Annotated in this window: 24 protein-coding genes; 9 read left to right on the forward strand and 15 right to left on the reverse strand. The window is 53.1% G+C overall.

Annotated elements, in window-relative coordinates; all coding sequences use genetic code 11:
- The first annotated feature begins 25 nt into the window (after positions 1 to 25).
- The 4 genes from ACW44H_RS15760 (at position 26) to tatC (ending at position 2,043) form a co-directional block, all read left to right on the forward strand.
- Positions 26 to 403 (forward strand): phosphoribosyl-ATP diphosphatase, encoded by a 378-nt coding sequence (locus tag ACW44H_RS15760; RefSeq protein ID WP_447043311.1) that lies wholly within the window; start codon positions 26 to 28, stop codon positions 401 to 403.
- Between the two features lie 99 nt (positions 404 to 502).
- Positions 503 to 781 carry a Sec-independent protein translocase subunit TatA gene (gene tatA, locus ACW44H_RS15765; RefSeq protein ID WP_457505487.1) on the forward strand — a complete coding sequence of 93 codons (279 nt, stop codon included), beginning with the start codon at positions 503 to 505 and terminating at the stop codon, positions 779 to 781.
- A 3-nt stretch (positions 782 to 784) separates the two neighbouring features.
- Complete coding sequence (gene tatB, locus ACW44H_RS15770; protein WP_457505489.1) at positions 785 to 1,255, forward strand: Sec-independent protein translocase protein TatB; 471 nt, start codon at positions 785 to 787, stop codon at positions 1,253 to 1,255.
- A complete protein-coding gene (tatC, locus tag ACW44H_RS15775; RefSeq protein ID WP_447043308.1) occupies positions 1,252 to 2,043 on the forward strand; it encodes a twin-arginine translocase subunit TatC in 792 nt (263 codons plus the stop codon). The genes tatB and tatC overlap by 4 nt, the downstream gene beginning before the upstream one ends.
- Before the next feature lie 128 nt (positions 2,044 to 2,171).
- Here the strand turns inward: tatC and elbB are convergent, their stop codons facing one another.
- Entirely contained in the window at positions 2,172 to 2,831 is a 660-nt protein-coding gene (gene elbB / locus ACW44H_RS15780) for an isoprenoid biosynthesis glyoxalase ElbB (protein ID WP_457505490.1), read from the reverse strand.
- 168 nt (positions 2,832 to 2,999) lie between these two features.
- Between elbB and hemB the strand changes: the two genes are divergently transcribed.
- A complete protein-coding gene (hemB, locus tag ACW44H_RS15785; protein WP_457505491.1) occupies positions 3,000 to 4,010 on the forward strand; it encodes a porphobilinogen synthase in 1,011 nt (336 codons plus the stop codon).
- A 121-nt stretch (positions 4,011 to 4,131) separates the two neighbouring features.
- A complete protein-coding gene (ppk1, locus tag ACW44H_RS15790) occupies positions 4,132 to 6,321 on the forward strand; it encodes a polyphosphate kinase 1 (RefSeq protein ID WP_113268983.1) in 2,190 nt (729 codons plus the stop codon).
- 55 nt (positions 6,322 to 6,376) lie between these two features.
- On the opposite strand, the gene metE is transcribed toward ppk1, so the two are convergent.
- Entirely contained in the window at positions 6,377 to 8,674 is a 2,298-nt protein-coding gene (gene metE, locus ACW44H_RS15795; protein ID WP_457505492.1) for a 5-methyltetrahydropteroyltriglutamate--homocysteine S-methyltransferase, read from the reverse strand.
- A 98-nt stretch (positions 8,675 to 8,772) separates the two neighbouring features.
- On the opposite strand from metE, the gene ACW44H_RS15800 reads away from it, so the two are divergent.
- A complete protein-coding gene (locus ACW44H_RS15800) occupies positions 8,773 to 9,711 on the forward strand; it encodes a LysR family transcriptional regulator (protein WP_457505494.1) in 939 nt (312 codons plus the stop codon).
- On the opposite strand, the gene ACW44H_RS15805 is transcribed toward ACW44H_RS15800, so the two are convergent.
- Both ACW44H_RS15805 and ACW44H_RS15810 read right to left on the reverse strand, forming a co-directional pair.
- Positions 9,674 to 11,269: an ATP-binding protein gene (locus ACW44H_RS15805; protein ID WP_113269229.1), complete on the reverse strand. Its 1,596-nt coding sequence runs from the start codon at positions 11,267 to 11,269 to the stop codon at positions 9,674 to 9,676. The two genes, ACW44H_RS15800 and ACW44H_RS15805, sit on opposite strands and share 38 nt — an antisense overlap.
- A gap of 20 nt (positions 11,270 to 11,289) precedes the next feature.
- Entirely contained in the window at positions 11,290 to 12,048 is a 759-nt protein-coding gene (locus ACW44H_RS15810; protein WP_457505495.1) for a winged helix-turn-helix domain-containing protein, read from the reverse strand.
- A 227-nt stretch (positions 12,049 to 12,275) separates the two neighbouring features.
- Between ACW44H_RS15810 and ACW44H_RS15815 the strand changes: the two genes are divergently transcribed.
- The gene (locus tag ACW44H_RS15815) at positions 12,276 to 12,416 is read left to right on the forward strand and encodes a hypothetical protein (protein ID WP_167408776.1); all 141 of its coding nucleotides are present in this window, start codon (positions 12,276 to 12,278) and stop codon (positions 12,414 to 12,416) included.
- A 100-nt stretch (positions 12,417 to 12,516) separates the two neighbouring features.
- Here ACW44H_RS15815 and ACW44H_RS15820 read toward each other — a convergent pair whose 3' ends face one another.
- The 5 genes from ACW44H_RS15820 to ACW44H_RS15840 form a co-directional block, all read right to left on the reverse strand.
- Positions 12,517 to 12,696, reverse strand: coding sequence for a PLDc N-terminal domain-containing protein (locus ACW44H_RS15820; protein WP_113268979.1), 180 nt, complete (start codon positions 12,694 to 12,696; stop codon positions 12,517 to 12,519).
- Between the two features lie 72 nt (positions 12,697 to 12,768).
- Positions 12,769 to 13,284: a retropepsin-like aspartic protease family protein gene (locus ACW44H_RS15825; RefSeq protein WP_447043300.1), complete on the reverse strand. Its 516-nt coding sequence runs from the start codon at positions 13,282 to 13,284 to the stop codon at positions 12,769 to 12,771.
- Positions 13,285 to 13,348: 64 nt separating this feature from the next.
- Positions 13,349 to 14,713 carry an MFS transporter gene (locus ACW44H_RS15830; RefSeq protein ID WP_113268977.1) on the reverse strand — a complete coding sequence of 455 codons (1,365 nt, stop codon included), beginning with the start codon at positions 14,711 to 14,713 and terminating at the stop codon, positions 13,349 to 13,351.
- A gap of 200 nt (positions 14,714 to 14,913) precedes the next feature.
- Positions 14,914 to 15,066, reverse strand: a complete 153-nt coding sequence (locus tag ACW44H_RS15835) for a hypothetical protein (protein WP_167408775.1) — start codon at positions 15,064 to 15,066, stop codon at positions 14,914 to 14,916.
- Between the two features lie 84 nt (positions 15,067 to 15,150).
- The gene (locus ACW44H_RS15840; protein WP_457505497.1) at positions 15,151 to 16,776 is read right to left on the reverse strand and encodes a BCCT family transporter; all 1,626 of its coding nucleotides are present in this window, start codon (positions 16,774 to 16,776) and stop codon (positions 15,151 to 15,153) included.
- 197 nt (positions 16,777 to 16,973) lie between these two features.
- Here ACW44H_RS15840 and ACW44H_RS15845 point away from each other — a divergent pair, with 197 nt between their 5' ends.
- Positions 16,974 to 17,357, forward strand: coding sequence for a hypothetical protein (locus ACW44H_RS15845; protein WP_113268975.1), 384 nt, complete (start codon positions 16,974 to 16,976; stop codon positions 17,355 to 17,357).
- Between the two features lie 42 nt (positions 17,358 to 17,399).
- Here the strand turns inward: ACW44H_RS15845 and ACW44H_RS15850 are convergent, their stop codons facing one another.
- The 6 genes from ACW44H_RS15850 to trmB are packed head-to-tail and all read right to left on the reverse strand — an operon-like array spanning position 17,400 to position 24,253.
- Positions 17,400 to 18,293 carry an AEC family transporter gene (locus ACW44H_RS15850; RefSeq protein WP_457505498.1) on the reverse strand — a complete coding sequence of 298 codons (894 nt, stop codon included), beginning with the start codon at positions 18,291 to 18,293 and terminating at the stop codon, positions 17,400 to 17,402.
- A 55-nt stretch (positions 18,294 to 18,348) separates the two neighbouring features.
- Positions 18,349 to 21,321 (reverse strand): bifunctional [glutamate--ammonia ligase]-adenylyl-L-tyrosine phosphorylase/[glutamate--ammonia-ligase] adenylyltransferase, encoded by a 2,973-nt coding sequence (glnE, locus tag ACW44H_RS15855; protein ID WP_457505499.1) that lies wholly within the window; start codon positions 21,319 to 21,321, stop codon positions 18,349 to 18,351.
- Positions 21,322 to 21,370: 49 nt separating this feature from the next.
- Positions 21,371 to 21,742, reverse strand: a complete 372-nt coding sequence (locus ACW44H_RS15860) for a diacylglycerol kinase (RefSeq protein ID WP_113268974.1) — start codon at positions 21,740 to 21,742, stop codon at positions 21,371 to 21,373.
- A gap of 34 nt (positions 21,743 to 21,776) precedes the next feature.
- Positions 21,777 to 23,252: a D-alanyl-D-alanine carboxypeptidase/D-alanyl-D-alanine endopeptidase gene (dacB, locus tag ACW44H_RS15865; RefSeq protein ID WP_457505501.1), complete on the reverse strand. Its 1,476-nt coding sequence runs from the start codon at positions 23,250 to 23,252 to the stop codon at positions 21,777 to 21,779.
- Between the two features lie 9 nt (positions 23,253 to 23,261).
- Positions 23,262 to 23,591, reverse strand: coding sequence for a DMT family transporter (locus tag ACW44H_RS15870; RefSeq protein ID WP_113268972.1), 330 nt, complete (start codon positions 23,589 to 23,591; stop codon positions 23,262 to 23,264).
- Positions 23,588 to 24,253 carry a tRNA (guanine(46)-N(7))-methyltransferase TrmB gene (gene trmB / locus ACW44H_RS15875; RefSeq protein ID WP_457505504.1) on the reverse strand — a complete coding sequence of 222 codons (666 nt, stop codon included), beginning with the start codon at positions 24,251 to 24,253 and terminating at the stop codon, positions 23,588 to 23,590. The genes ACW44H_RS15870 and trmB overlap by 4 nt, the downstream gene beginning before the upstream one ends.
- Between the last annotated feature and the right edge of the window lie 15 nt (positions 24,254 to 24,268).

Genomic DNA, 24,268 nt, shown 5'->3' on the forward strand with positions numbered 1-24,268 from the left:
CATTAACCGTTTATAAGGAATTCCCGTGGACAGCGACTCATTATCGGCAAACAATCCATCGACTAACCCTGCGTATGTGCTGGATACTCTCAATGAAGTATTAAAGCAGCGACGTCATGCCGCAGCGGAAGATTCTTATGTTGCCTCCTTGCATCATAAGGGCTTGAACAAGATACTCGAAAAAGTCGGTGAAGAAGCCACTGAAACGGTGCTTGCGGCCAAGGACGCAGAGCACGGCGGTGAGAACGAACGCCAAGCACTGATTTCTGAGACTGCCGACCTGTGGTTTCATAGTTTGGTGATGTTGTCTCACCTTGAGATGGATCATCAAGCTGTATTAGATGAACTGGCACGACGCTTTGGCATTTCCGGACACGATGAAAAAGCCTCTCGTCAGCCATAACAGCTACATAACAATTCTTAGCGCTTATAGTGGCAATATTTGTAATGATAGCATTTGCATCAACAACGAAAGTTAACCTGCTCGCATGAGGAAACGCATATGTTAGGTGGCATTAGTATTTGGCAGTTGCTGATTGTTCTGGGCATCATCATCCTGGTTTTCGGCACTAAAAAACTGCGTAACGTTGGCACCGATCTAGGCGGTGCGGTCAAAGGCTTCAAGAAAGCCATGCACGACGAAGAAAAAAGCAAAGACGGTGACAAGGAAGATGCCGACCAGCCGCATGCTAAGGTGAGCCATGAAGAGCCAGGCAATACATACGACGTTAAAGCCGAAGAGAAACAGGCCGCAGAAGGCCGCAACGAAGAGCGCAAATAAACCATGCTGGATATCGGCTTTCTTGAACTGATGCTCATTGGCGTCGTCGGGCTGCTAGTGCTTGGCCCGGAGCGGCTGCCACGCGCTGCCCGAACGGCGGGCATGTGGATTGGTAAAATCAAGCGTACGGTATCCGGTATGCAGCGTGAAATCAGCGCCCAACTGGAAGCAGAAGAGCTGCGCCAAAAGCTCAACGAACAGCAAAAGAAGCTCGATGACAGCTTGAAGAAAGCCAAGCTGGACGTAGAGAGCATCGCGGACAGTCCTTCTGAAAAAGCGCCAGCGACACCAAGCGACACTGAACAGCGTGTCGCTAAGGCTAGCTCTCGACTGGATGATGCCCTGAAAACCGTACGTGAAGAAACGCCTCCGTCGTCTCCGGCACCTTCCTCGACAGCGCCCCTCCGCGAGGCGAAAGCTGAACCGGCTGAATCTGAAGAGACTGCATTGAAAAAGGACCGTAACCACCAATGAGTATGTCTGGCGATTCAAAGGAGCCGCGTGAAGAACAAAGCCAAGCCCCTCTCATTGAGCACCTGATTGAACTGCGCTCACGGCTTATGCGTGCCGTGATCGTTATCTTAGTGGTCTTTTTAGGCCTCTATGCCTTTGCCAATGATATCTATACGTTTGTGGCCGAGCCGTTAATGGAGTTACTGCCCGAAGGCTCGCAAATGATTGCCACGGAAGTGGCCTCGCCGTTCTTGGCCCCCTTCAAGCTCACGCTGGTCGTTGCGGTGTTTATCGCTATCCCCTTCGTGCTGCATCAGGCATGGGCATTTATCGCGCCGGGGCTTTACGACAATGAGAAAGCGCTGGCGATTCCGATTCTGGTTTCAAGCATTGCGCTTTTCTACGGTGGTGCGGCGTTTGCTTATTACGTGGTTTTCCCGCTGCTATTTGAGTTCTTTACCCAAACCGGGCCCGAAAATGTCGCGGTGATGACTGATATCAATCAGTATTTGAACTTCGTTCTTAAGCTGTTTTTTGCTTTCGGCGTGGCGTTTGAAATCCCTATTGCTACCTTTTTACTTATTCTTTCCGGCGCCACGACGGTGGAAAGCCTGTCGAAAAAACGCCCTTATATCCTGTTAGGTTGTTTTGTCATCGGGATGCTGCTAACGCCGCCGGATGTGATTTCCCAGAGTCTGCTGGCGATTCCCATGTACTTGCTTTACGAAGTTGGGCTGCTGTTTGGCCGCTTGGTGCGCAAGCGCAAGGAGGAGAAAGAGGCCGCTGAAGAGCAGGAAGCTGAGCTTTAACAACATTGAGCTGTAGCAACATAGAGTAGTAGCGACATGCGGAGTTAGCTATCTGAAAAAACCGCCGCCATCACTGATGGCGGCGGTTTTGTATTTGACACTGAAAGCTACATCAACGGAGTAACTATTTAGTCCATCATCTCAGCGACACGATCTACCAATTTAAAAATACCCGTGGCAGCTTCGCTGATACGCGTTGCTAACATATAGGCAGGCGTCGTTACGACGCGATGCTCAAGATCAACCACAATATCTTCTACCACGCAGCTGCGGTGCAGCCCACCCATCGCGCTAATCGCACCAGATACCGCAGGATCATTACCGACGGTGACTGCAATACCATCCCCCAACAGGCGAGGCACCAATACGGGAGAAATACACATCAAGCCAATAGGCTTGGCTTCTTGGCGAAAACCAACCAATGATTCTTTTAGCGCTTCCAACACCTGCATATTATTACTGGCACTGGCAAAGTCCGATAAATTCTTGGCGACGCCAAAACCACCGGGCACAAACACTGCATCGAAGTTATCAGCCACTAAATCTTCCAGCGGGCTGATCTCTCCCCGCGCTAGGCGGGCCGATTCCTGCAGCACATTACGCTGCTCGTTCTCTACCACCTCTTGAGTGAGATGATTAACGACATGGTGCTGCTCTATATTCGGGGCAAAACAATGGTAACCAATACCTAACTGATCCAGGCGCAGCAGCGTCAGCGTGGTCTCATATATTTCTGAACCATCGTAAACGCCGCAACCGGCTAAAATCACTGCCACCTGTTTGGTCATGCCTATCTCCTTATCCCAGGGTCTGCCGAACGCAATACAGCAAAGCAATCGCTCACTTTAGTCAGTCTAGCGTGTCGCCACAAGACGGCTTTCGCCGCAGGGTTTGGCTGATATACTCATCACAAGCCTTCTGGCACCCTCATTTACAGTCCTTAATGGAGATACCCCTTGAGAACACCTACTCCTCGCCACTTCCCCGCCACGCGCATGCGCCGTATGCGCCGCGATGATTTCTCACGCCGCTTGATGCAGGAAAACAGCCTGAGTCCGTCAGACCTGATCCTGCCGGTCTTTGTACTGGAGGGAGAAAACCAACGTGAAGCCGTGGCCTCGATGCCAGGCGTTGAGCGGCTCTCTATCGACCTGTTGATTGAGCAAGCCCGCGAGGCCTACGAACTGGGCATCCCGGCATTGGCGCTGTTCCCCGTAGTGGGCGCTGAGCACAAGAGTGAACTTGCCGAAGAAGCGTATAGCGCTAGTGGATTAGTGCAGCGTAGCGTACGCGCCCTTAAAGAAGCACTTCCCGATCTAGGTATCATTACCGACGTGGCGCTTGACCCCTACACCAGCCACGGCCAGGACGGCATTCTCGATGAGCATGGCTACGTGCAGAATGACCGCACGGTGGATACGCTGCTCAAACAGGCGCTTTCCCATGCCGAAGCGGGTGCCGACGTGGTTGCCCCTTCCGATATGATGGATGGCCGTATTGGCGCCATTCGCCAAGTGTTGGAGCAAGAGCACCTGCACAACGTGCGTATTATGGCCTATAGCGCCAAATACGCGTCCCACTACTACGGTCCTTTTCGCGATGCAGTGGGGTCAGCTGCCAATTTGGGCAAAGCGGACAAACGGACTTATCAAATGGACCCGGCCAACAGCGATGAAGCGCTGCATGAAGTGGCTATGGATATCGCCGAAGGCGCCGACATGGTGATGGTCAAGCCCGGCATGCCCTACTTGGATGTGGTTCGCCGAGTAAAAGCCGAGCTCAAAGTCCCCACTTTCGCCTATCAAGTCAGCGGCGAGTACGCCATGCACCGGGCGGCCTTTGACAACGGCTGGCTGGAAGCTGACCCCGTCATACTGGAATCATTGATGTGCTTCAAGCGGGCAGGCGCTGACGGGATTTTAACCTACTTTGCCCTTGAGGCAGCGCGGTTACTGCAGCGTCGCTAAACGGCTATGACAAAGATGACAGCCACGTGACACTTATTTGTCATCTTCTCCCCGCATACTGACTAGATCTAAACGTATCCGGCTATGATACCTTCGAGCTATCAACGCGGGGAGAGCCACTATGGACGAACAACCGTCAGATCCCTTACTTCTATCGGCTACTGATCAAACCAGCAGCGACGGCGATATGCCGCTGCGTATTAATCGTACCCCAACCGGGGTGCATGCGCGTGAAGCGCAGCCTGAAACCGACCTCGACGATACCCAGCTCTACTTTAACCGCGAGCTATCCCATCTACAGTTTAATATCCGCGTGTTGGAACAAGCGTTAGATGACGCCCATCCGTTGCTTAACCGCCTAATGTTCTTGCTGATTTTCTCATCAAACATGGATGAGTTCTTCGAAATTCGCGTGGCGGGATTAAAGCATCAAATTGCGTTAGGCGACGACACCACTGCCGCCGATGGCCGCCTGCCCAAAGCAATACTGGCGGAAATCTCACAGGTTGCGCATGCGCAAATTGATCGACAGTATCAGATACTTAACGATACCTTACTACCTGCGCTAGAGTCCCAAGGGCTGCGTTTTCGTCGCCGTGATCAATGGACAGAGGAACAGAAGGCTTGGGTACGATCATTCTTCGATAACGAAATTATGCCGGTTATCAGCCCAATCGGGCTCGACCCCTCGCACCCCTTCCCGCGCCTGGTTAATAAAAGTCTCAACTTTATTGTTGAGCTCGAAGGCAAGGATGCCTTTGGACGCGCGGGAGGAATGGCTATTCTGCCGGCGCCACGCTCGCTGCCTCGCCTAATGGCGCTGCCAAAGGAGTTATGCGAAGAGGGTTTTGCCGAGTACGTGTTCTTATCTTCGATGATCCATGCTCATGCCGATGAGTTATTCCCCGGTATGCGCGTGTGCGGCTGCTATCAATTCCGGCTGACCCGTAATGCAGATATGAGCGTTGATCCTGAGGAGGTCTCTGACCTTGCCTCTGCGTTACGCGGTGAGTTACTGGCACGCCGCTACGGCAACGGTGTGCGACTGGAAGTTGCAGACAGTTGCCCCGATGATTTAACCAATTTTCTATTGCGCCAGTTTGAGCTGGACAGCGATGATTTATACCGTGTCAAAGGCCCGGTGAATTTAACCCGCATGATGTCGGTACTGGGTGATGTAGACCGCCCAGAACTGCTCTATCGGCCGTTTACCCCGAGTATTCCCAAAGCGCTCAAAGCGGGCAGTCTGTTTAGCGCTATCGCCAAAAACGACATTCTACTCCATCACCCCTTCCAGTCGTTTACGCCAATTGAAGACCTGCTGCGTGAAGCTGCCCGTGACCCTAATGTATTGGCGGTGAAACAGACGCTTTACCGCACGGGTTCAGACTCTGCGATTGTAAGTGCACTGGTGGAAGCGGCCAGTCAGGGTAAAGAAGTAACGGTCGTGATTGAACTACGCGCGCGTTTTGATGAAGCCGACAACCTACAGCTGGCTTCGCGCCTGCAGGAAGCCGGCGCGATCGTTGTCTACGGCATTATGGCGTATAAGACCCATGCCAAAATGCTGCACATTGTGCGCCGCGAAAAAGGCGAACTGTGCTACTACGCGCACTTGGGCACTGGCAACTATCACTCCAAAACCGCCAAGCTTTACACCGACTATAGCCTGCTGACCGCCAATAAAGCATTGTGCGCCGATGTCCATAAGGTATTTCAACAGCTCTCGGGAATGGGCCGCGCACGTAAAATCGATACGTTGCTGCATGCGCCGTTCACGCTGCATGAACGGCTGATGGAAATGATTGACCGTGAGGCGCAGATCGCGCGTAAGGGCAAGCGCGGGCATATTATTATTAAGTGTAACTCGTTAACCGAGCCCAAACTCATCAAGGCGCTCTATCGTGCTTCCCAGGCAGGGGTTGAATGCGACTTGATTATTCGCGGTATGTGTTGCTTGAAGCCAGGCGTGCCCGGTATCTCCGATAATATTCGCGTACGCTCGATTATTGGCCGTTTGCTAGAGCATACCCGAGTGTTCCACTTCCACAATGACGGTAAGCCAGAGACGTGGTGCTCTAGCGCCGACTTTATGTCACGTAATATGTTCCATCGGGTAGAAACCTGCTTTCCACTGCTGGATAAAAAACTCGCCACCCGCGTACGTAAAGACCTTGAGACTTATTTGGTGGATAACTGCCAGAGCTGGCTGCTCCAGACCGACGGCAGCTACCGGCTCCAGGACCCTGGTGAAGGCGATGCAATAAGCGCCCAGGAAACCCTACTCTACGCCTATGCATCGAAAAGCTAGTCGTCATGCTCCCCCCATTGCCACCGCCGCAGGGGGGCTCCTCTCTTTTCAAAACTTATGCATAGCGTTGGCGAAGTACCTTAGCAGCTTCCACCATGTTGGCCAGTGCAGGCTCTACTTCCGCCCAGCCACGGGTTTTTAGCCCACAGTCCGGGTTCACCCAGAGTCGCTCGGCGGGGATTTTTGCTAACGCCTTTTCCATTAAATCGACCATCCAGCTCACTTCTGGAATATTCGGGGTGTGGATATCGTAAACACCTGGTCCGATTTCATTGGGGTAAGCGAAGTCCTGAAAGGCATCCAATAAATGCATATCTGAACGCGACGTTTCAATCGTAATCACGTCGGCATCAAGTGCTGCAATCGCGCCAATGATGTCATTGAACTCCGAGTAACACATATGTGTATGAATTTGGGTGGCATTGGCGACGCCTGCAGCACTTAGCTGAAAACTTTCGACGGCCCAATCCAGATAGCCTTGCCACTCGTGCTGACGCAGTGGCAACCCTTCGCGCAGTGCCGGCTCATCAATTTGAATAATATTGATCCCGGCTTTTTCCAGATCCAATACCTCATCTCGCAACGCCAGCGCAATCTGACGACAGGTGGTTTCCCGTGGTTGGTCATCACGCACAAACGACCACTGCAAAATTGTGACCGGTCCCGTCAACATGCCTTTCATGGGCTTGTTGGTCAGTGTTTGGGCATATTGGCTCCAACGCACCGTCATCGGCTTGGGTCGTGAAACGTCACCAAAAATGACCGGCGGCTTAACGCAGCGTGAACCGTAGCTCTGCACCCAACCAAACCGGGTAAAAGCAAACCCTTCAAGCTGCTCACCAAAATACTCCACCATGTCGTTGCGTTCGGCTTCACCGTGCACCGGCACATCGATATCCAGCGCTTCCTGGCGTTCAACCGCATAGGCAATCTCGGCTTGCATACGCGCTTCGTAGTCAGCTAATGCCAACTCTCCTGCTTTAAAGGCGCGCCGCGCAGCACGAATCTCATCGGTTTGTGGGAAAGAGCCAATGGTCGTCGTAGGAAACAGCGGCAATTTGAGTGTGTCCCGCTGTGCCTCTACACGCACCCTGTAAGGCGCCTGACGCTGACTATCGGTGGGGCTAATCGCCGCTAACCGCGCGCCGACAGCAGGTTGGTGGATGCGCGCCGACTCACGTCGAGCATCAAGTGCTCGGGTGGCTTCATCCAAGCGTTGCTCATCGTCAGGCGTGACGCGGTTACCGATTAAGCGTGCCAGGGTGACCACTTCAACAAGTTTTTGCTGCGCAAAGGCCAACCAACTGATTAACTCAGCGCCGAGATCCGTTTCTTGTTGTAAATCCACCGGGACGTGCAACAGCGAGCAGCTCGGCGCTAACCAAAGGCGCTGGCCCAGCCGCACTTTTAGCGGAAGCAGGCGCTCGCGCAAAGCAGCCAGATCGGCCCGCCAGATATTACGTCCATCGATAAAACCAACCGATAGCACCTGATGAGGCCCCAGGCGGTCTATTACACTCTCCACTTGCTGCGGAGCGCGCACCGCGTCAATGTGCAAACCAGCGACGGGCAGACGGGTAGCCAGCGAGAGGTTGTCACCCAGGCCGCCGAAATAAGTGGCCAGCAATAACTTTAACGGTGCTGACTGTAAGCGGTGATAAGCTCGCTCATAGGCTTGCTGCCATGCCAGCGGTAGATCCTGTACCAGCGCCGGTTCATCCAACTGCACCCATTCAATACCTTGAGTGGCAAGCCGCGCCAATATTTCACTGTACACGTTCAATACGCTATCGAGCAGACTAAGACGATCAAAGTCCCCGCCTTTGGCTTTGCCCAGCCATAGCCACGTTAGTGGCCCCGTTAATGTTACTTTGGGGGTAAAACCAGCACGCAATGCTTCATCGACCTCATCAAACAGGCGGCTGGACGCCATGGTAAAGGTTTGTCCTTCGTGCAGCTCAGGCACAAGGTAATGATAGTTGGTGTCAAAGTATTTGGTCATTTCACACGCCGCGGCGGGTTCACCACTGGGTGCTCTGCCGCGAGCCATGCGAAAGGCAGTGTCAAGATCGATATCGCCATCAGCAACTTCCGCTTGAGCGTTAAAGCGTGCAGGCACCGCACCTAACATAACCGAGACGTTAAGCACTTGATCGTAAAAAGCAAAATCACCCACGCTGACAAAATCCAAGCCAGCATCCTGCTGCACCTGCCAATGGCGCAAGCGCAACTCTCGGCCAGTGCTTTCCAGCTCGCTACGCGTGTAGTCACCCTTCCAGTACGCTTCAGTGGCTTTTTTAAGCTCACGCTGAGCGCCGATGCGGGGATAGCCGAGAATATGAGAAACTGTCATGATGAACCCTACCAACGTGAATGATTCACACAGTCTGGGCACCAAGCCAATGTGAATCAAACTAAAGTTACTAATATTAAAGATGAACTAAATTCACCATGATTGAGTTACGCCATTTACGCACGCTACTTGCCCTTCGTGAAACCGGTTCACTTGTAGAGGCCGCCGACCGAGTACACCTGACCCAATCGGCGCTTTCGCACCAGCTCAAAGACCTAGAAAGCCGTGTGGATAGCCCACTGTTTGTGCGTAAAACCCGCCCAGTGGAATTTACGCGAGCAGGGTTGCATCTGCTCGCCCTGGCTGACCAAGTGTTGCCCGAGGTACGCAAAACAGAGCGTGATTTAGCGCGCTTAGCGGGCACCGAGCAGGGGCGTTTGCATATGGCAATTGAGTGCCACAGCTGCTTTCAATGGCTAATGCCCACGGTTGATTATTTTCGAGACCATTGGCCGGAAGTGGAAATTGATATTCCCAGTGGCCACCACTTCGATCCGCTCCCAGCGCTTGCGCGTGAGCAGCTAGATCTGGTGATCACTGCCGACCCTCAGCCGCTTGAGGGCATTCACTACGCGCCATTGTTTCGCTATGAGGGATTATTAGCCGTCGCGCGGCAGCATGCTTTCGCGGGCAAGATATTCATTGAACCTCATGCGCTGGCTGACGAAACCTTAATAACGTACCCCGTTGAGCAGTCAAGGCTGGATATTTTCACCCAGTTTTTGCAACCGGCGAACGTGCGCCCGCGTGAGATTCGTACGGCAGAATTGACGATCATGATGATGCAACTGGTGGCCAGCGGGCGCGGCGTATGCGCTCTACCCAACTGGGCGCTGACCGAATATCTGGAGCGTGATTACGTGAGCGCGGTGAAGCTAGGCGAGCATGGTGTATGGAGCACGCTGTATGCGGCGATTCGCGAAGAGACGAGAGAGGCACCCTGGATGCAGGATTTCTTACGCACCGCGCGGGAAACCTCCTTTGCGGTGCTAACAGGGGTTAAACCGGCGGATCGCGACGCGGAACCAACAGCGTAAAACGCGCGCCTCCCAAGGTAGGGCTGGTATCAATGGTAACGCTGCCACCATGCCCGGCCATGATTTTCTGCACGATCGATAGCCCTAACCCGTAGCCCCCTGAACTGCGGGCACGGCTGTCATCCAGTCGAGCAAAGGGCTTGAAGATATCAGCCCTTGCTTCAGGCGGAATGCCGGGGCCGTCATCCTCGACATCAATACGCACTAGATTAGGCTCATCCCAAAGCTGAATGACTACCTGGGATTTGCCATGACGACAGGCATTACCAACTAAATTCTGCAGTGCGCGCTGTAAATAGCGTGGCTCTGCCAGCAACTCGATTTCAGGACCCGGCGCAAGCCTCAGTGTTAGCTCTTCATGCAGCGGCGATAGCGTATCAATCACCCGTTCCGCCATGGCACGACACTCTACCAATGCCGTCTCAAGCTCAGCGCCATTAAAGGTTTCACTGTCTAGGCGTGCATAGGTAAGGATTTCATCGACCAGCTCATCCAGCTCGGCAATATCCGCATCAATACCTTGTAATTGGCGACGAATAGCGGGCTGATCGGTCATATCCTCGACCATTTGCACAGCGAAACGAATACGCGCTACCGGCGTTCGCAGTTCGTGGGAAACTGCGCGAATCATCTCTTGCTGACCACGCAGAAGGCTCTGCACCTGATTGGCCATGCCATTAAAGGCCATGCCCAAACGGCCTAGAAAATCCCCGCTCTCTACCTTCACCCGGGTTTCCAGGCGGCCGCTGGCGATGCGTGTTGCGGCTAGCTCCAGGCGTGCCATACGAGCTTCGATGCTGCGCATTATTAAATAAATAATCAGGCTAAGAACAATCATCAGCCCAACCAGGAGGGGCAGATGTAAATTCGGTGGCAACGTATCGCCGCGGGAAATAGGCCCGGCTTGCAGCCATTGGGATTCACCCGGCAGTTGATAGAGCAGTACTAGAGAGAGCTTATCAGAAACCAGCTTCGTGATGACGCTGCCACTGGCCAGCTGTATCTGCTGCTGTGCCGTGAGTCCCTCAGGTAACGTCGGCAATAGTTGCAACGGCCAGCTACCCGGGCGTAACTCGGCGATGCGCTCTTCACGTTCATCAGCAGGCATTGCCGCGAGCCATTCGCCCAGCAGTTCAATGCTGCCGTACCATTGGTGCTCTCCCCAATCATCAAGCCTCGCTTGCAGCAGCCATGCATCGCCGGGCAGGCGCTGTTGCAGTAGCCAGGGGCTTTCGTCGACCAGTATTTTGCCTTGTTCCAAGCGAGACCGTTCAAAATAACCTAAGTCAGCTTCACTGATAGGCTGCAGGGTAAGCTGCAACGCCAATTGCTGAGCAAATTGATCCAGCAACACTTTTCGCTGTTCTACAGGCGTGTCGGCTAGCTGTCGTGTCATTAACGACATGGGTAGCGCGGCAAGTTGTTCACGATAGTCTTCGCGGCGTACCTGTTCAATAAAGGAACGCCCCGCTAACGCAATTACAAATACCACCAATAGTGCTACGCCCAGCAACAAATAAAACCGTAGAAACGAGCCATTACTGAGCATCCGCCGCATGATGCAGACCCTCTGAATCATTAACTGTCTTTAACGAAGAGATAACCTTTACTGCGCACCGTTTTGATCCGGTGGGGATGATTAGGATCATCGCCAATTTTGGGTCGAATGCGCGACACACGTACATCAATGGAACGATCTTGTCCGTCGTATTTAATCCCGCGTAAGTCGTTAAAGATCTCTTCACGGGTAAGCACTCTTCCTGCGTTACGGCCTAGCAACCAAAGCAGGTCAAATTCGGCGCTGGTTAAGTCAATACGTTCACCCGAGAGCCAGGCTTCACGAGTAGCGTTATCAATTTCAAGGTTTTCAAAACGCAACCGCATTTCACCGTCCGGTGCAGGCCCGTCGGCACGACGCAGCAGGGCACGCATACGTGCAAGCAACACCCGTGGCTGAACCGGCTTTGGCACATAATCGTCGGCGCCCATTTCGAGACCTAACACCTGGTCGAGATCATCGGTGCGTGCTGTCAGCATCATGATTGGGCCAGCAAAATTGGGCCTGACGCGGCGGCAAATCGCTAAACCATCTTCGCCTGGCAACATTAAATCTAAAATCACCAAATCGGGCTGTAGGGTTAAAATACGCTCGACCCCTTTAGCACCGTCAGCTTCCAGCGTTACTAAGAAGCCGTTCGCTTCTAAGTAATCACGGGTAAGCTCGGCCAGACGCTTGTCATCTTCAATGATCAAAACATGATCTTGATCGGGGTATTCTGGTGTTACAGACTCTTGCGATTCAAGCGCCTGAAATTGCTGTTCCAAATGATCTACCATCCTCTTTATGCCCTCCGCTTAGCTGTTTATTTTTCACCCGCTCACCCTGTATCATCGCAGGCGCACCCTTGTTGGTTCTAAGGATAACTCAAAACTATCAAAACACCTGCTTCTGTCGTTACATTACGCTGATCGACAAATACCTATGGGCCGATACTTGATTCTCACACCAGCGAGAGCTAATGTGGAAGCGCTAACTGTCGACAATGTGACAGGAGGAACCTGCCATGGGAAGTAGCAAAACGAAAAGTGTCATTAAACGTGTTTACGTTCCGACCCAGGTGCGCGACCTGCCCAATGGGGAAAAATTAAAAATCCCTGGGCATTATAAAGCGCCGCCCGGCGAAGGAAACGAAACAAACGAGTAATTTGTGATTTAGTTACGAGTGCTCAAGCTACCAAAAAGGCAGGCCATTGATGGCCTGCCTTTTTTTGACTTAATTACAAGAGTAATTAGCTTTTCAGTCGCTAACCTTTTGGACCAAAAATGAACCATGCGATTAAGCCGATTAACGGGAAAAACAATAACACAAGAATCCATATCAGCTTAGCAACACCACCTGCTCCGCTTTTGGCCACTTTTACAATGGCCCAGATCACGATGATGAGCCAAATTAGCCCTAACAATCCACCTACTTCAATGCCCATAGCAACTCCTTAGCGTGTTGGCACTCATTACAAATTTTCTAATGACATCAATCGCACATTCACAAGCTGAACTCACTGTTCGGGAAGGCTCAACACCATCTCGCCCGCCTGCATTTCAATCGACAGCAAATTCAGAAAGCTCATGCCGAGTAATACCGTGTCGCGCTCCATGCCGGGGCTAATTGCCCCCTGCACATTCTGCACTTTTAAACCGCCTAACGAAACCTCTTCTAACGCTGTGAGGGCACCCGCTACCCGACCATTAGCGGTATTAAACCAAGCGCTGCGCCCAGGCTCCAAGCCTAGTTCGTGCGCTAGATCGGTGGGTATCGATACGTAAGTGGCACCAGTGTCGAGCAGAAAAGTGACGGACACTCCGTTAATACGCCCCGGCGACTCAAAATGCCCGGCACGATTACGTTTTAAGGTAACCGGCTCACCAGCAGGTAACGTATGCACGACATTGGCGTTGGGACGCATCATCTCTTCCAGGCCACCGTGTATCCACCAGGTCCCAACCGCCATTAACAGTATCCAAAATAACAGCATCATAACGATGCTGCCGCGTTGTGCTATTGGAGTTGTCATGTGCGTTGCCATACGTCACCTCACTGAGGTAAAGGTGCCTTGCGATGCTTTATAACGCTTGGCTTTATAACTGCTGGCTTTCCATTGGGCTTTCCCAGGCGAGTGCAGCCTCTCGGCCACGACGCTCATTGACCCTGGCGCAAATCAACATCGCAATAACGAACAGGGCAACACATAATAGAATAGACGCTTGTAAGCCAATCAGCGTTTGCAACACACCCAACATAACGATGCCAAACACCCCCGCTAGCTTATTCGCTAATCCCCAGAAGCCGAAAAACTCTGCTGATTTAGCAAGGGGCGAAAATAGCCCTACCAATGCGCGGCTGGCCGACTGGCTAGAACCTAGACTAAGCCCCGCCAAGCAGCCGACTACGAGAAATACATATTGAGCCTGCCATACCACGTCAAAATGCCCGTTCACCCACTGGGTAACTGCTGGCGTTGCCCAGATGGCAATAATAGCCAATACCCATAGCGCCAGCGTCATTTGGTAAGTGCGCTTGGCACCTAGCTGATCCTGTAACCAGCCAAACCCCAACGCACCCGCAGCAGCAGTGACTTGAACAATAATGAACATAATGTTGCGCACGTCTTCATCCCAACCAATCACTTGAGCGCCATAGATAAACGCAAACGCGATGATGATGTAGACACCCGCCATCGAGAACAGCAGTGACGTCAGGAAGACGGTCAGGTCTTTAAAATGGCGTAGTTCATGCAGGGTGGTCGTGACACGGTTCAGGGCAATATGACGATAAGAAACGCCTCGGGGGTGGGGGGTACCGCGTTCTTTCAGCCACAAGAAAGTGGGGATAGCGGTGATCAGGAAAAAACCGGCGGCAAAGGGGCCCACCCAACGTATGCGTTCAAAGTTATCAGCACTTGCCTCGCCTAGTACTACCAGGGTGAAACCCGCAGCAAATAAACCGCCAATGTAACCCAAGGCCCAACCAAAGCCGGATATTTTGCCCAGCGACTCTGGCGGTCCAAGCTCAGGCAAAAAGGCGGCAATAAACGATTCGCCCATGGAATAAGCGTAGTTAGACAGCACAATCAATAACAGGCCCATAATGACATAGCCAGGCTGAACGAAGAAAAGCATGGCAGTAGTGACCACCGTCGCTAGATAGCTAAATAGCAAAAACCGCTTTTTCTCAGCCCGGTAGTCCATCACCGCACCGCACAGCGGTGCCGTAATAACCACCATGAGATAACTAAGGGCCAGACCGAGACTCCATAAGAAGTTAGCAAGCCGGAAGTTATCGCCACGATCCCCCACAATTACAGTCGTAAACAACTCGCCAAATACCACCGTAATGATCAGTAATGTGTAGGCTTGGTTGGCAAAATCAAACATCGCCCAGCCGAATATTTCACGACGCGATGCGTAATCATCCGTCGCCTTAGCAGTGTTGGCAGCCAGCATTGGTTTTCTCTCGCAGAGGGAGCGGTAAGCCTAGCAGGTGGGACCATCGAGACGCCACGGCTTGCTTGGTCAGTTCAAAGATGACAGCCGGCCAACACCTTTATCACGCTAAATGGGTTGGCCGAAATCGTAGAAAGACACGCAAACGCCCGGCTAATAAACCGGGCGTAAAACAACAGCATTACAAAGAATATCTCGCTTTAGAGCAACCAATGGGCGACCACGGCGGCAAGGCCAATGGTCATGGCTGTTAGCACAGCCACAGTGACTACCCGATCAAGCCAGCGATCAAAGGCAGCCCCTTTGGGTTGCCTTCGCGTCGCCCCATGGCGCCCCTGCCGCGCCATTAGCATTGTCGCTTCATGTGTCGCTGCTCCCTAACCACCTAGCCCGCCATTGAGGGCTTAGTCACTTTTTATTAGTACTGATGATTGATGCTAACTATTAATGCGCCGATTGACCACACTCGGTGCACGACGTAAGCGCTCTTCTTCACCTAACATCTCGGCTTCAAAGGCATCAGCACCCACCGGCGTTTCACCATGGCGGCGATAAAGCTGCGTGAGCATAGCCTTGCGGTCTGCGCGTAGCTCCTGCACCAATACAAAAACCATCATATACAGGATAAAGGTGAACGGCAGCGCCGACAGCACTGATGCCGATTGCAGCCCCGTTAAACCACCCGAGGCGATCAGCGTCAGGCAGATAGCCGCGATAAGCACGCCCCAGATAACACGCTTATACAAGGGTGGATTGATCGAACCATTATCAGTCATTTGCGCCACGATATACGAGGCCGAATCAGCGGACGTGACCAGAAAAATAAAAATCAGCATCATAGCGACCACCGACAGCACGCCAGAAAAGGGCATTAATTCGAACATCTCAAACAGCGCCACCGTGATATTATCCTGGGTCGCCGCTGCCAAGCCGACATCCGTACCGTTCAACTCCATCTGAAGCGCCGCCCCACCAAACACGCCTATCCATAAACAGGCCAGCAGAGGGGGAACAAACAGCACCCCAAATACATACTCTTTGATGGTACGGCCACGTGATACGCGGGCAATGAATGTACCAACAAAGGGCGACCAGGCAATGACCCACGCCCAGTAAAAAATCGTCCAGCTGCTAGCCCACTCATTATCGCTATAGGGCGAAATGCGTAAGCTCATGCCGATAAAGTTCTGCAGATAATCACCGATACCCACCGTAATCGTTTCTAATATCGCCACGGTAGGGCCAGTGAACAGTACGTATAACATTAACCCAATACATAAAATCATATTGAGGTTAGAAAGACGCTTAATCCCTTTATCTAAGCCCGACCAAGTCGATGCCATATAAGCGCAGAACATCACGAAGAGAATAATAAATTGCCACAGACCGCTTTCCGGCAAGCCGAAAACGGCATTTAACCCCCCGTTCATCTGCAGTACGCCTAACCCAAGCGAGGTTGCTACACCCATAACGGTGGCAACTACCGCGAACACATCCAACCAGGATGCATAGGGACGAACTTTAGGATTCTTAGCCGTTATCGACGACAGCACCGAAGAAACTAGCCCTGCCTGTCCTTTACGGAACTGAAAATAAGCAATGATCAAACCTACAATCGAGAAGGCCGCCCACTGGTGTATTCCCCAGTTAAAATAGCTGTATTGAATAGCGTAGCGTGCTGCAGCTTCGGTTTCAGCGGTTCTATCGCCATAGGGAGGATCAATAAAATGGAACATGGGCTCCGCCATGCCATAGAAAACTAGCCCGACACCAAAGCCCGCGGCCAGTAACATGCTTATCCATGAAAAAAACGTATAGTTGGGGCTGCTGTCCTGGGGACCTAAGCGTACTTTTCCGTATTTGCTTAACGCCAAACCAAACAGAAAAATCACAAATCCAAACACGGAAAATAGATAAAACCACCCAAATAGCCCGGTAATGGTCGCCAGCGCCTCCTCTGCCGCATTAGCAAAACCTTCAGGAAATGACGCTCCGACAATTACCAAGCCAAATATAATCACCACCGATGCGATGAAAACCGACTTGCCTCCATGATTTGCCATATAACCGTCCTGTTAGATGAGCATTGTGCACCATATGTGTGCGTGTACAATTAAATAGTAACAGCTGAAAAGGTGAACCGCACAGCACGTACCAGGAGGGCATTCCGAGATTGGTTACGTATCTACGCTATTGCTAAGCAGTGAACTTGCTAGAGCAACTGTGTTCCAATGGATGCGAATAACCGATGGAGGCTCTCATGCCACAGATGAATCGCGACCAACGCAATGCTGCATGGCAAGCGGCTAACCAATGGCGTGCCCGTGCAACACAAACCCAACCCACTGGCTTGACGGGCAGTTTAAAACTGCTGTTCACATGGTTGGCTTTTGGCGCGTTAATGATAGTCGGCGTGGTACTCGGCCTGTTTTTCTTATTAATTGGCTGGGCAATGATGCCGTTTATGCGGCATAAAATGAAAAAACGTATGGAACAAATGCGCGCCCAGCAAGCCCACGATATTGGTGGCGGCTATTCTAACGGGCATTCTCACGGGCACGCTTCCCAGCATAGTTCTGCGCACAGTCGTCCAGGTCATCAGGATGTACTAGAAGGCAGCTATGAAGTTAAAGGTGACCGTTAAGTAACGTGCCGCTCTTTGCGAAGCTGTTTCTTTGCGAAGCTGTTAAAGCGGCGCAAGTACCCAGGTAAATGCCGCGGCTAAGGTTAGCGGCATGACAATCAAACTCCCTAAGTTACCAATCAGTACCAGCGAGGCCACTTTTTGCGGCGCTAGCTGGTACTGCTCTGCCACCAAGTAATTCAATACCGCAGGTGGTAGCGCTGCAAAAACCAATAGCACTGCCGCCTGTAGTGCATTGAGTGGCAAAAGCCACATCAACGGTAACGCAATCACTAACCCAGAAATCGGGCAAAGCACTGCTCCCAGCATGCCCGTGCGCCAATCGCTAAAGTCGATTTCCAGCAAGCGTACCCCTAACGCGAACAGCATAAGTGGAATACATACTCCGCCCAGCATATGCGTGGCTTCCAACAGCCAGCTCGGCAGCGGTAGCCCACTAATATTCGCTGTTAAGCCTGCCAGACTCGCCAGCACAATTGGCATGCGTAGCATTCGCCATAGCGACGTGCGCGGATTCAGCATGTAAAGCCCTACCGAGAAGTGCAGCAGCATTTCGACGATAAACACCACTACCGCAGCGGGAAGAGCATCGGGGCCGAATGCCAATACCAGTAAAGGCACACCCATATTGCCGGCATTGTTAAACATCATCGGGGGAAGAAAGGTTTTAATATCCAGCTTTAGCCACTTAGCCAGCGGCCACACCACAAGCCCCGACCCCAGCACCACAGCAACCGCAGCCGTAGCAAGCCATACGTATTCGGCTAATGGCGCTTGGCGGTCGGCCAGCACAGCAAATACCAATAGAGGAACGAACAGTTCCATATTGAGCGTGTTGAGACTACGGATATCCGGCGTGCGATAACGCCCATAGGCAGCACCACAGCCGGCAATTAGAAACACCGGCAACAGGGTGGCCAGAATATGTCCAATCATGCGGGCCACCCAGCCCTGCTCCATGGGATCATTAGTTGTTCCTGATGACTATTTATTAGTTATCATTAGATGCTGATGGCTCAAGAAAGCGCTGCCAGAGCGCGGTGACTATATCGCGATGATCACGATACGCCTCACCATCACTGAGTGCTTTTTCTCCGGTGAGCGCCGCCCGGTGGGTAGCGCTACGGTAGGCCAGATAGGCTTCACGAAGGCGCTCGGCTTCTTCGGCAGGTAAGTGCCCACTCTCCGTCAAACTCTCTAAAATCCGGATGTTATCGCTGTAAGTAAGTAGCGACGGCGTTTGGTTAGCAAGCGCTAACACCGCGTATTGGCAAAGAAACTCAATATCGACCATACCGCCCGCATCGTGCTTGATATTGAACGCATCGGCGGTGGGTTTGCTGCCGAGATGAACGCGCATCTTCTGACGCATCTTGACCACTTCCTCTCGGAGCACGGATTTATCACGCGCTGTGGACAAGATATCGCCCCGCAATTGGTTGAATTTCTCGGCCAACGTATGGCTGCCCGCCACGACACGGGCACGCACCAGCGCTTGATGCTCCCATGTCCAGGCATTTTGGCGCTGATACTCGGCAAAGGCTTTCAAGGAGGTCACCAATAAACCTGAATTACCCGATGGCCGTAGGCGCATATCGACTTCATAGAGCGTGCCCGTTGGCGTTACTGCAGTGAGCAAATGAATAATACGCTGCCCCAGGCGGGTAAAAAATACCGGCGTATCGATAGGCCGTGGGCCGTTGGTGGAGCCTTTAGCATCGCTATCGTGTAAGAACACTAAGTCCAGGTCTGAGCTATAGCCCAGCTCAATGCCCCCCAGCTTGCCGTAACCGATAATTAGAAACGCCGCCTCGCGGTCGTTCAGTCCCTCCGGTACGCCGTGCTTGCGGGTAATATGCTTCCATGCCATTGCCAGCACAGCATCAAGAATTACCTCGGCAATAAACGTTAAGTAATCACTTACTTTCATCAGGTGCCGAGTACCCGCGATATCCGACGCCGCTACATGGAGCGTCTGAGCATGCTTAAAGACACGCAGCGCCTCAAGCTGAGCCTCTTCATCATCTTCTGGCAAACGGTTCAATGTTTGACGCAGCTCATCTGCCAAACGCGCTTTATCGGCGGGGGTATACAGCGTTTCTGGCGTCAGCAGCTCGTCAAGCAAGATGGGATAGCGCGACAGCTGTTCAGCTATCCATGGGCTGGAAGCACACAGCCGCATCAGGTGTTCAAGCGTCTGTGGATTTTCACGCAACAGCGCAAGATAAGCTGTCCGCCGAAGTACAGCTTCGATTAACGGCTGCACCCTTACAAGTGCAGTATCCGGGGCATCGTTCTCTGCCACGGCATCCAGTAACAGAGGCATCAATGCGTCCAAACGCTCAAAACCAATTCGCTGCATACTTTGCACTTGGCGCGAATGATAAAGACTCTGCAGCCTCTTTAAGGCTTTGTCAGGCGCGTTAAAACCCGCCTCGGCAAGGTGTTTGATGGCCTCTTCCGACTCTAGCTCGCCGCGCCATAGTTGCCGCCACTGGGCCAAGCCAAGTTGGTTATCATCGTTCGCTTCTTCAACATCCTCTTCGGGATCCGCGATCACCGCATCAAAATGCTGGCGCACCCGCTCGCGCACTTCGTCAAGCTGAGCGACCAGCCCTGGCCAATCTTCATGCCCCATGGCGAAGGCCACCCGTTCACGATCCCTATCATCGCTGGGCAGGGTTTGTGTCTGCCGGTCTTCAAGCGCTTGAAGGGCGTGCTCGACATCTCGTAAAAAAGCGTAGTCGGGTAACAGTTCATCAACCACAGCTTGCGGCAATAAGCCCAGCGCAGGTAAGCGATTGAGCGCGGTTTTCAACGACGTCACTTGCAGCTCCGTATCGCGACCGCCGCGGATCAGTTGGAATGCCTGCACGACGAACTCAACCTCACGAATGCCACCGGGGCCGAGCTTGATGTTGCTCTGCATGCCTTTGCGTTTTACTTCGCGATTGATCATCGCTTTCAGCTCGCGCAACGACTCAATCGCACCGAAATCGAGATAGCGGCGATAGACAAAGGGGCGCAAACCGGCCAGTAGCTCGCTGCCAGCGTCCAGATCCCCCGCCACCGGGCGGGCTTTCAGCATTGCGTAGCGCTCCCACTCGCGGCCTTGATCCTGGTAGTAGCTTGAGAGCATGGCGAAACTGCCCACCAGTGGACCACCATCGCCTAGCGGGCGCAGACGCATATCGACGCGAAAGGCGAAGCCGTCGGCCGTCATTGCATCCAGTGCTGCGATCAGTTTTTGACCCAGCTTGGTAAAGTACTCCTGGTGTTCTAAGGGCTTGCGCCCGCCCTGGGTTTCACCTTTTTCGGGGAACGCAAAAATCAGATCAATATCAGAGGAGAGATTCAGCTCACCCGCGCCCAGCTTGCCCATTCCGAGCACGACCAGTCGCTGGGGCGTGCCATCTTTTCGAGTCGCTGGCTCTCCCCAGCGCGGCGCATAAAACTGTTCCAGCCAGCTCAACGCCGCTTCTAAGCATAATTCGGCAAGCTCAGACACCGCCGTCGCGGTATCCCACATGGCATAGCCGGGACTTCGATTAAGATCACGCCAAATAATGCCCAGCATCCGCTGACGGCGAAAACGCCGTATTGCCCTATGCATGGCCTCTTCATCATCGGCGTGCTCTAGCGATTCTTTAAGCCAGCTGGCCAACACATCGCGCCCTGGCTTCGTGTCCAGTTCACCGGCAATATCCAGCTCAGCCAACCACTGGGGATAGCGCGCCAGGGTATCCAGCGCAAAGGTGGAAATGGAGATCACTCTGGCAAGCGCCTCGCGGCGCTGCTCAGAAAGTCCCTGCCAGTTACTTGAAGGCAGCTCCTGTTTGGTCATCTCAGCAATATTGTCGGCTTGCGTTAGCGCTTCGCTCAACCGCTGCCAAGCGGATTGGGTGGCTTTTTGTAACGACGCTGGCAGCGTCGACAACGGTAAAAAATCGTCGTTCACTTGCATAACTACCTCGCTGACAGCGTGTTAATAATTAACCAGCTCTTAAACCAGCTTAGCCAAAGAACTTTTCCCAGCCCAATAGCCCCCACGTAAGGCCAGCCATGATGAGCGACAGCATCACGGCGGCTGAGCCGATATCCTTAGCCCGGCCGGACAACTCATGATGTTCGGTACCAATGCGATCCACCACGTTTTCAATTGCACTGTTTAAGAGCTCGACGATCAGTACAAAAAACAGGCTACTCACCAGCAGTAGCCAACTGATGATGCTGTCGCCTATCCACCAGGCAAAAGGCAGCAACAACGCCGTGATCACCACTTCTTGACGGAAGGCCGCCTCATTTCTAAATGCTGCCTTGAGCCCCTTCCATGAATAGCGCGTGGAGTGAACCAAATGGGTTAAACCGGTATGCCCAGGTTTCATGCAGATCGCCTCACCTTGTGAGCGTAAAGGGGAATCAGTTCGCTAAAATCATTGCATCCAAATCCAGTGATAATGGATCCAGCACCTCGGACCAGCTTAAGTATGGCGTACTACCGTTACCATTAACCATGACACTAAACACGCCCCAACGCCCCTGCGCCGTACGGAAATAACCCGCCGCCGCGCGCACGGCAAAGGGTTGGTTAAGCGTACCGGTTTTTAGCATGACATTGTTCTGAAACGTGGCTGAACCACGCCGAATAAAGCGCATGACGCCGTTAGCTGGCGACTGAAAAGCGGCCACGAAACTTGGAAACAAAGCACCTTGACGAAACATATCCTCCAGCATCACGTTCACGCCCTGAGCCGATGTACGGTTCTCAGTGGTCAATCCACTGCCACTGTACAGCGTTAATGGGCCGTGGCTGGGTAAGCTCTGAACGTAAGACTCAATGGCTTGGCCAGCTTGTCGCAACTGCGCCTGGGGCGTTTCGACCAAGTCGAGCGCCAGCACATCGGCCATATAGTTATTGGAGTAGTTCATGATCCGCAGCACTATTTCTTGCAGTGGCTGGCTGTCGACGGCGGCCAAGCGCTGCGCCGTGCTGGGCGGCTGTGTCGAACTCACGCGCCACGGCTCGCGCACCTGAATTCCCGCCTGGTTCAACATGCCCATCAGCACTTGTGCGGTTTCATCAGCCGCATCGCCCGCGCCACGATAGACGTCACGGGCGGTCGCGTTGGTGGAGATTTGCCCTGTTAGGCGCATGACGTCACCGCGCTCGTCGGTAATCCGCTCAGCGCTAATCTCGGTGCCGCTATTGGCGGGACGGGTGACTACTTGGTTATCAATGGTGATCAGTGTCGTCTGGCTATCGCACATTCCTACACGGGCAGGTTCACCGGCAGTCGCGGCGGGAGCAACGTTAACGCACCAACTGCCAAAATTAACGCCAGCCGAGGAAAGCGGCGCGCTATAGGCATTGGCGACCCGGGTGAGGGCTTCGCAGCGATCCGTGGTAATGCAGTCCACCGGCCCAAAACGCCATTGGCTGACCACTAAAGCGCCATCCACCTCACGCACTCCGGCTAAGTGCAAACGCTGCACCAAGCGCCACAGATTTTCAGTGGTTAGTCCCGGGTCCCCACCGCCTTCAAACACCAAATCACCGCGCAGCACCCCATTTTCGATACTACCTGAGCTGACCAACTGGCTGGTAAAGCGGTGCTGGGGGCCAAAACGATTCAACGCCGCAGCCGCTAGATATGCCTTGGTCACAGAAGCAGGCGATAGCTGACGCTCGGGATTAAGGCTGCCTAACAGCGTGTTGGTGTCTGCGTCTGCATCCAGCAGGCGCGCTTCGGCGCTAATCGAAAAGCCTTTGCCCTGAAGTTGGCTCAGGCGGCTGAAATCAGCAAACAAACTGGTGCTGGCGCACAGTGCCAGCGTGGCAACCACGGACACCCGTGACCAGCGCCGCAAACGCTTAGGCGCAAAAAAAGAACCCATTAAAATACCTCAATGCACATTCATTTTAGAAAACACTTGCAGCATGACAACGCCCGCGACTATTAAGCTAATTCCCAGCACCGCCGGTAAATCTGGCTTTTCACCGAAGACTACAATGCCAACTAAGGTGACCAGCACAATACCCAGGCCCGCCCAAATCGCATAGGCGACTCCCACTGGCAGCGTGCGCAGTACCAGGCTGAGTAGATAAAAGGCGAGCCCGTAGCCAACCACCACGATGATACTCGGCAGTGGTCGCGTAAAACCGATAGAGGCCTTTAAAGCACTGGTAGCAATGACTTCGGCCACAATCGCTAATACTAAATAGACAAATGTCATGTTCGCTCCAAATCAACGCGTAAACGCCACAGCGCTTGGCCACTTTGAGCATACTTAGCCTCGAACGGGGTTAAATAACCACCGTCAGGCACCCACTCAGTCACCATTGCCTGTTTGCCGGTTACTTGCGCCACCGCCAAGGCAAACTCTTCAACATAGAGAGACCAGTTAGAACGCAGCTCAAAGCGTCCGCCAAGCGCCAACAGTGTGGGTAGAACCGCATGGCCATGCCAGCGCATTTTTAGATGGCCTGCCTTGGGGTAAGGGTTTGGATAAAGTAAATAGTGATATTCTGGAGCCCAGCCGGCCTGATAGGCCAAGCGCCAGAAATCGACAAGATCAGCGCGTACCAGCATCGCATTTTCTGGTAGCGTGCCGTGGTTTCGCCCCAAACGGTCCTCGCTACGATCGATGCCAATGACGGCATGCTTGGGGAACTGCGCGGCTAGTTGGCGTGTCGACACACCCACGCCACAGCCCGAATCCAGTATCAACGGTGCCTGGCGATCTGCGAACCAGGCTGCCGCTTGCGCAAAGTTACGCTGTGTATGCTCGGCAATCGGTTTGCGTAGCGGATGCGTTAGCGCCCTGTGCACCCGGCGTGCCAAATCCTGATGCGGGCCTGGCTGATTAGACGTCACTGGTCGAGAATTATGCTGCATGCCACATCTCGGTTG

The organism is Vreelandella sulfidaeris Esulfide1 (assembly GCF_054072535.1).

Excerpts from the sequence above, each read along its gene's own strand:
- tatA (WP_457505487.1), top strand. The coding sequence starts at position 503 with ATGTTAGGTGGCATTAGTATTTGGCAGTTGCTGATTGTTCTGGGCATC.
- tatB (WP_457505489.1), top strand. The coding sequence starts at position 785 with ATGCTGGATATCGGCTTTCTTGAACTGATGCTCATTGGCGTCGTCGGG.
- tatC (WP_447043308.1), top strand. The coding sequence starts at position 1,252 with ATGAGTATGTCTGGCGATTCAAAGGAGCCGCGTGAAGAACAAAGCCAA.
- elbB (WP_457505490.1), bottom strand. The coding sequence starts at position 2,831 with ATGACCAAACAGGTGGCAGTGATTTTAGCCGGTTGCGGCGTTTACGAT.
- ppk1 (WP_113268983.1), top strand. The coding sequence starts at position 4,132 with ATGGACGAACAACCGTCAGATCCCTTACTTCTATCGGCTACTGATCAA.
- metE (WP_457505492.1), bottom strand. The coding sequence starts at position 8,674 with ATGACAGTTTCTCATATTCTCGGCTATCCCCGCATCGGCGCTCAGCGT.
- ACW44H_RS15800 (WP_457505494.1), top strand. The coding sequence starts at position 8,773 with ATGATTGAGTTACGCCATTTACGCACGCTACTTGCCCTTCGTGAAACC.
- ACW44H_RS15805 (WP_113269229.1), bottom strand. The coding sequence starts at position 11,269 with ATGCGGCGGATGCTCAGTAATGGCTCGTTTCTACGGTTTTATTTGTTG.
- ACW44H_RS15810 (WP_457505495.1), bottom strand. The coding sequence starts at position 12,048 with ATGGTAGATCATTTGGAACAGCAATTTCAGGCGCTTGAATCGCAAGAG.
- ACW44H_RS15815 (WP_167408776.1), top strand. The coding sequence starts at position 12,276 with ATGGGAAGTAGCAAAACGAAAAGTGTCATTAAACGTGTTTACGTTCCG.
- ACW44H_RS15820 (WP_113268979.1), bottom strand. The coding sequence starts at position 12,696 with ATGGGCATTGAAGTAGGTGGATTGTTAGGGCTAATTTGGCTCATCATC.
- ACW44H_RS15825 (WP_447043300.1), bottom strand. The coding sequence starts at position 13,284 with ATGACAACTCCAATAGCACAACGCGGCAGCATCGTTATGATGCTGTTA.
- ACW44H_RS15830 (WP_113268977.1), bottom strand. The coding sequence starts at position 14,713 with ATGCTGGCTGCCAACACTGCTAAGGCGACGGATGATTACGCATCGCGT.
- ACW44H_RS15835 (WP_167408775.1), bottom strand. The coding sequence starts at position 15,066 with ATGCTAATGGCGCGGCAGGGGCGCCATGGGGCGACGCGAAGGCAACCC.
- ACW44H_RS15840 (WP_457505497.1), bottom strand. The coding sequence starts at position 16,776 with ATGGCAAATCATGGAGGCAAGTCGGTTTTCATCGCATCGGTGGTGATT.
- ACW44H_RS15845 (WP_113268975.1), top strand. The coding sequence starts at position 16,974 with ATGCCACAGATGAATCGCGACCAACGCAATGCTGCATGGCAAGCGGCT.
- ACW44H_RS15850 (WP_457505498.1), bottom strand. The coding sequence starts at position 18,293 with ATGATTGGACATATTCTGGCCACCCTGTTGCCGGTGTTTCTAATTGCC.
- glnE (WP_457505499.1), bottom strand. The coding sequence starts at position 21,321 with ATGCAAGTGAACGACGATTTTTTACCGTTGTCGACGCTGCCAGCGTCG.
- ACW44H_RS15860 (WP_113268974.1), bottom strand. The coding sequence starts at position 21,742 with ATGAAACCTGGGCATACCGGTTTAACCCATTTGGTTCACTCCACGCGC.
- dacB (WP_457505501.1), bottom strand. The coding sequence starts at position 23,252 with ATGGGTTCTTTTTTTGCGCCTAAGCGTTTGCGGCGCTGGTCACGGGTG.
- ACW44H_RS15870 (WP_113268972.1), bottom strand. The coding sequence starts at position 23,591 with ATGACATTTGTCTATTTAGTATTAGCGATTGTGGCCGAAGTCATTGCT.
- trmB (WP_457505504.1), bottom strand. The coding sequence starts at position 24,253 with ATGCAGCATAATTCTCGACCAGTGACGTCTAATCAGCCAGGCCCGCAT.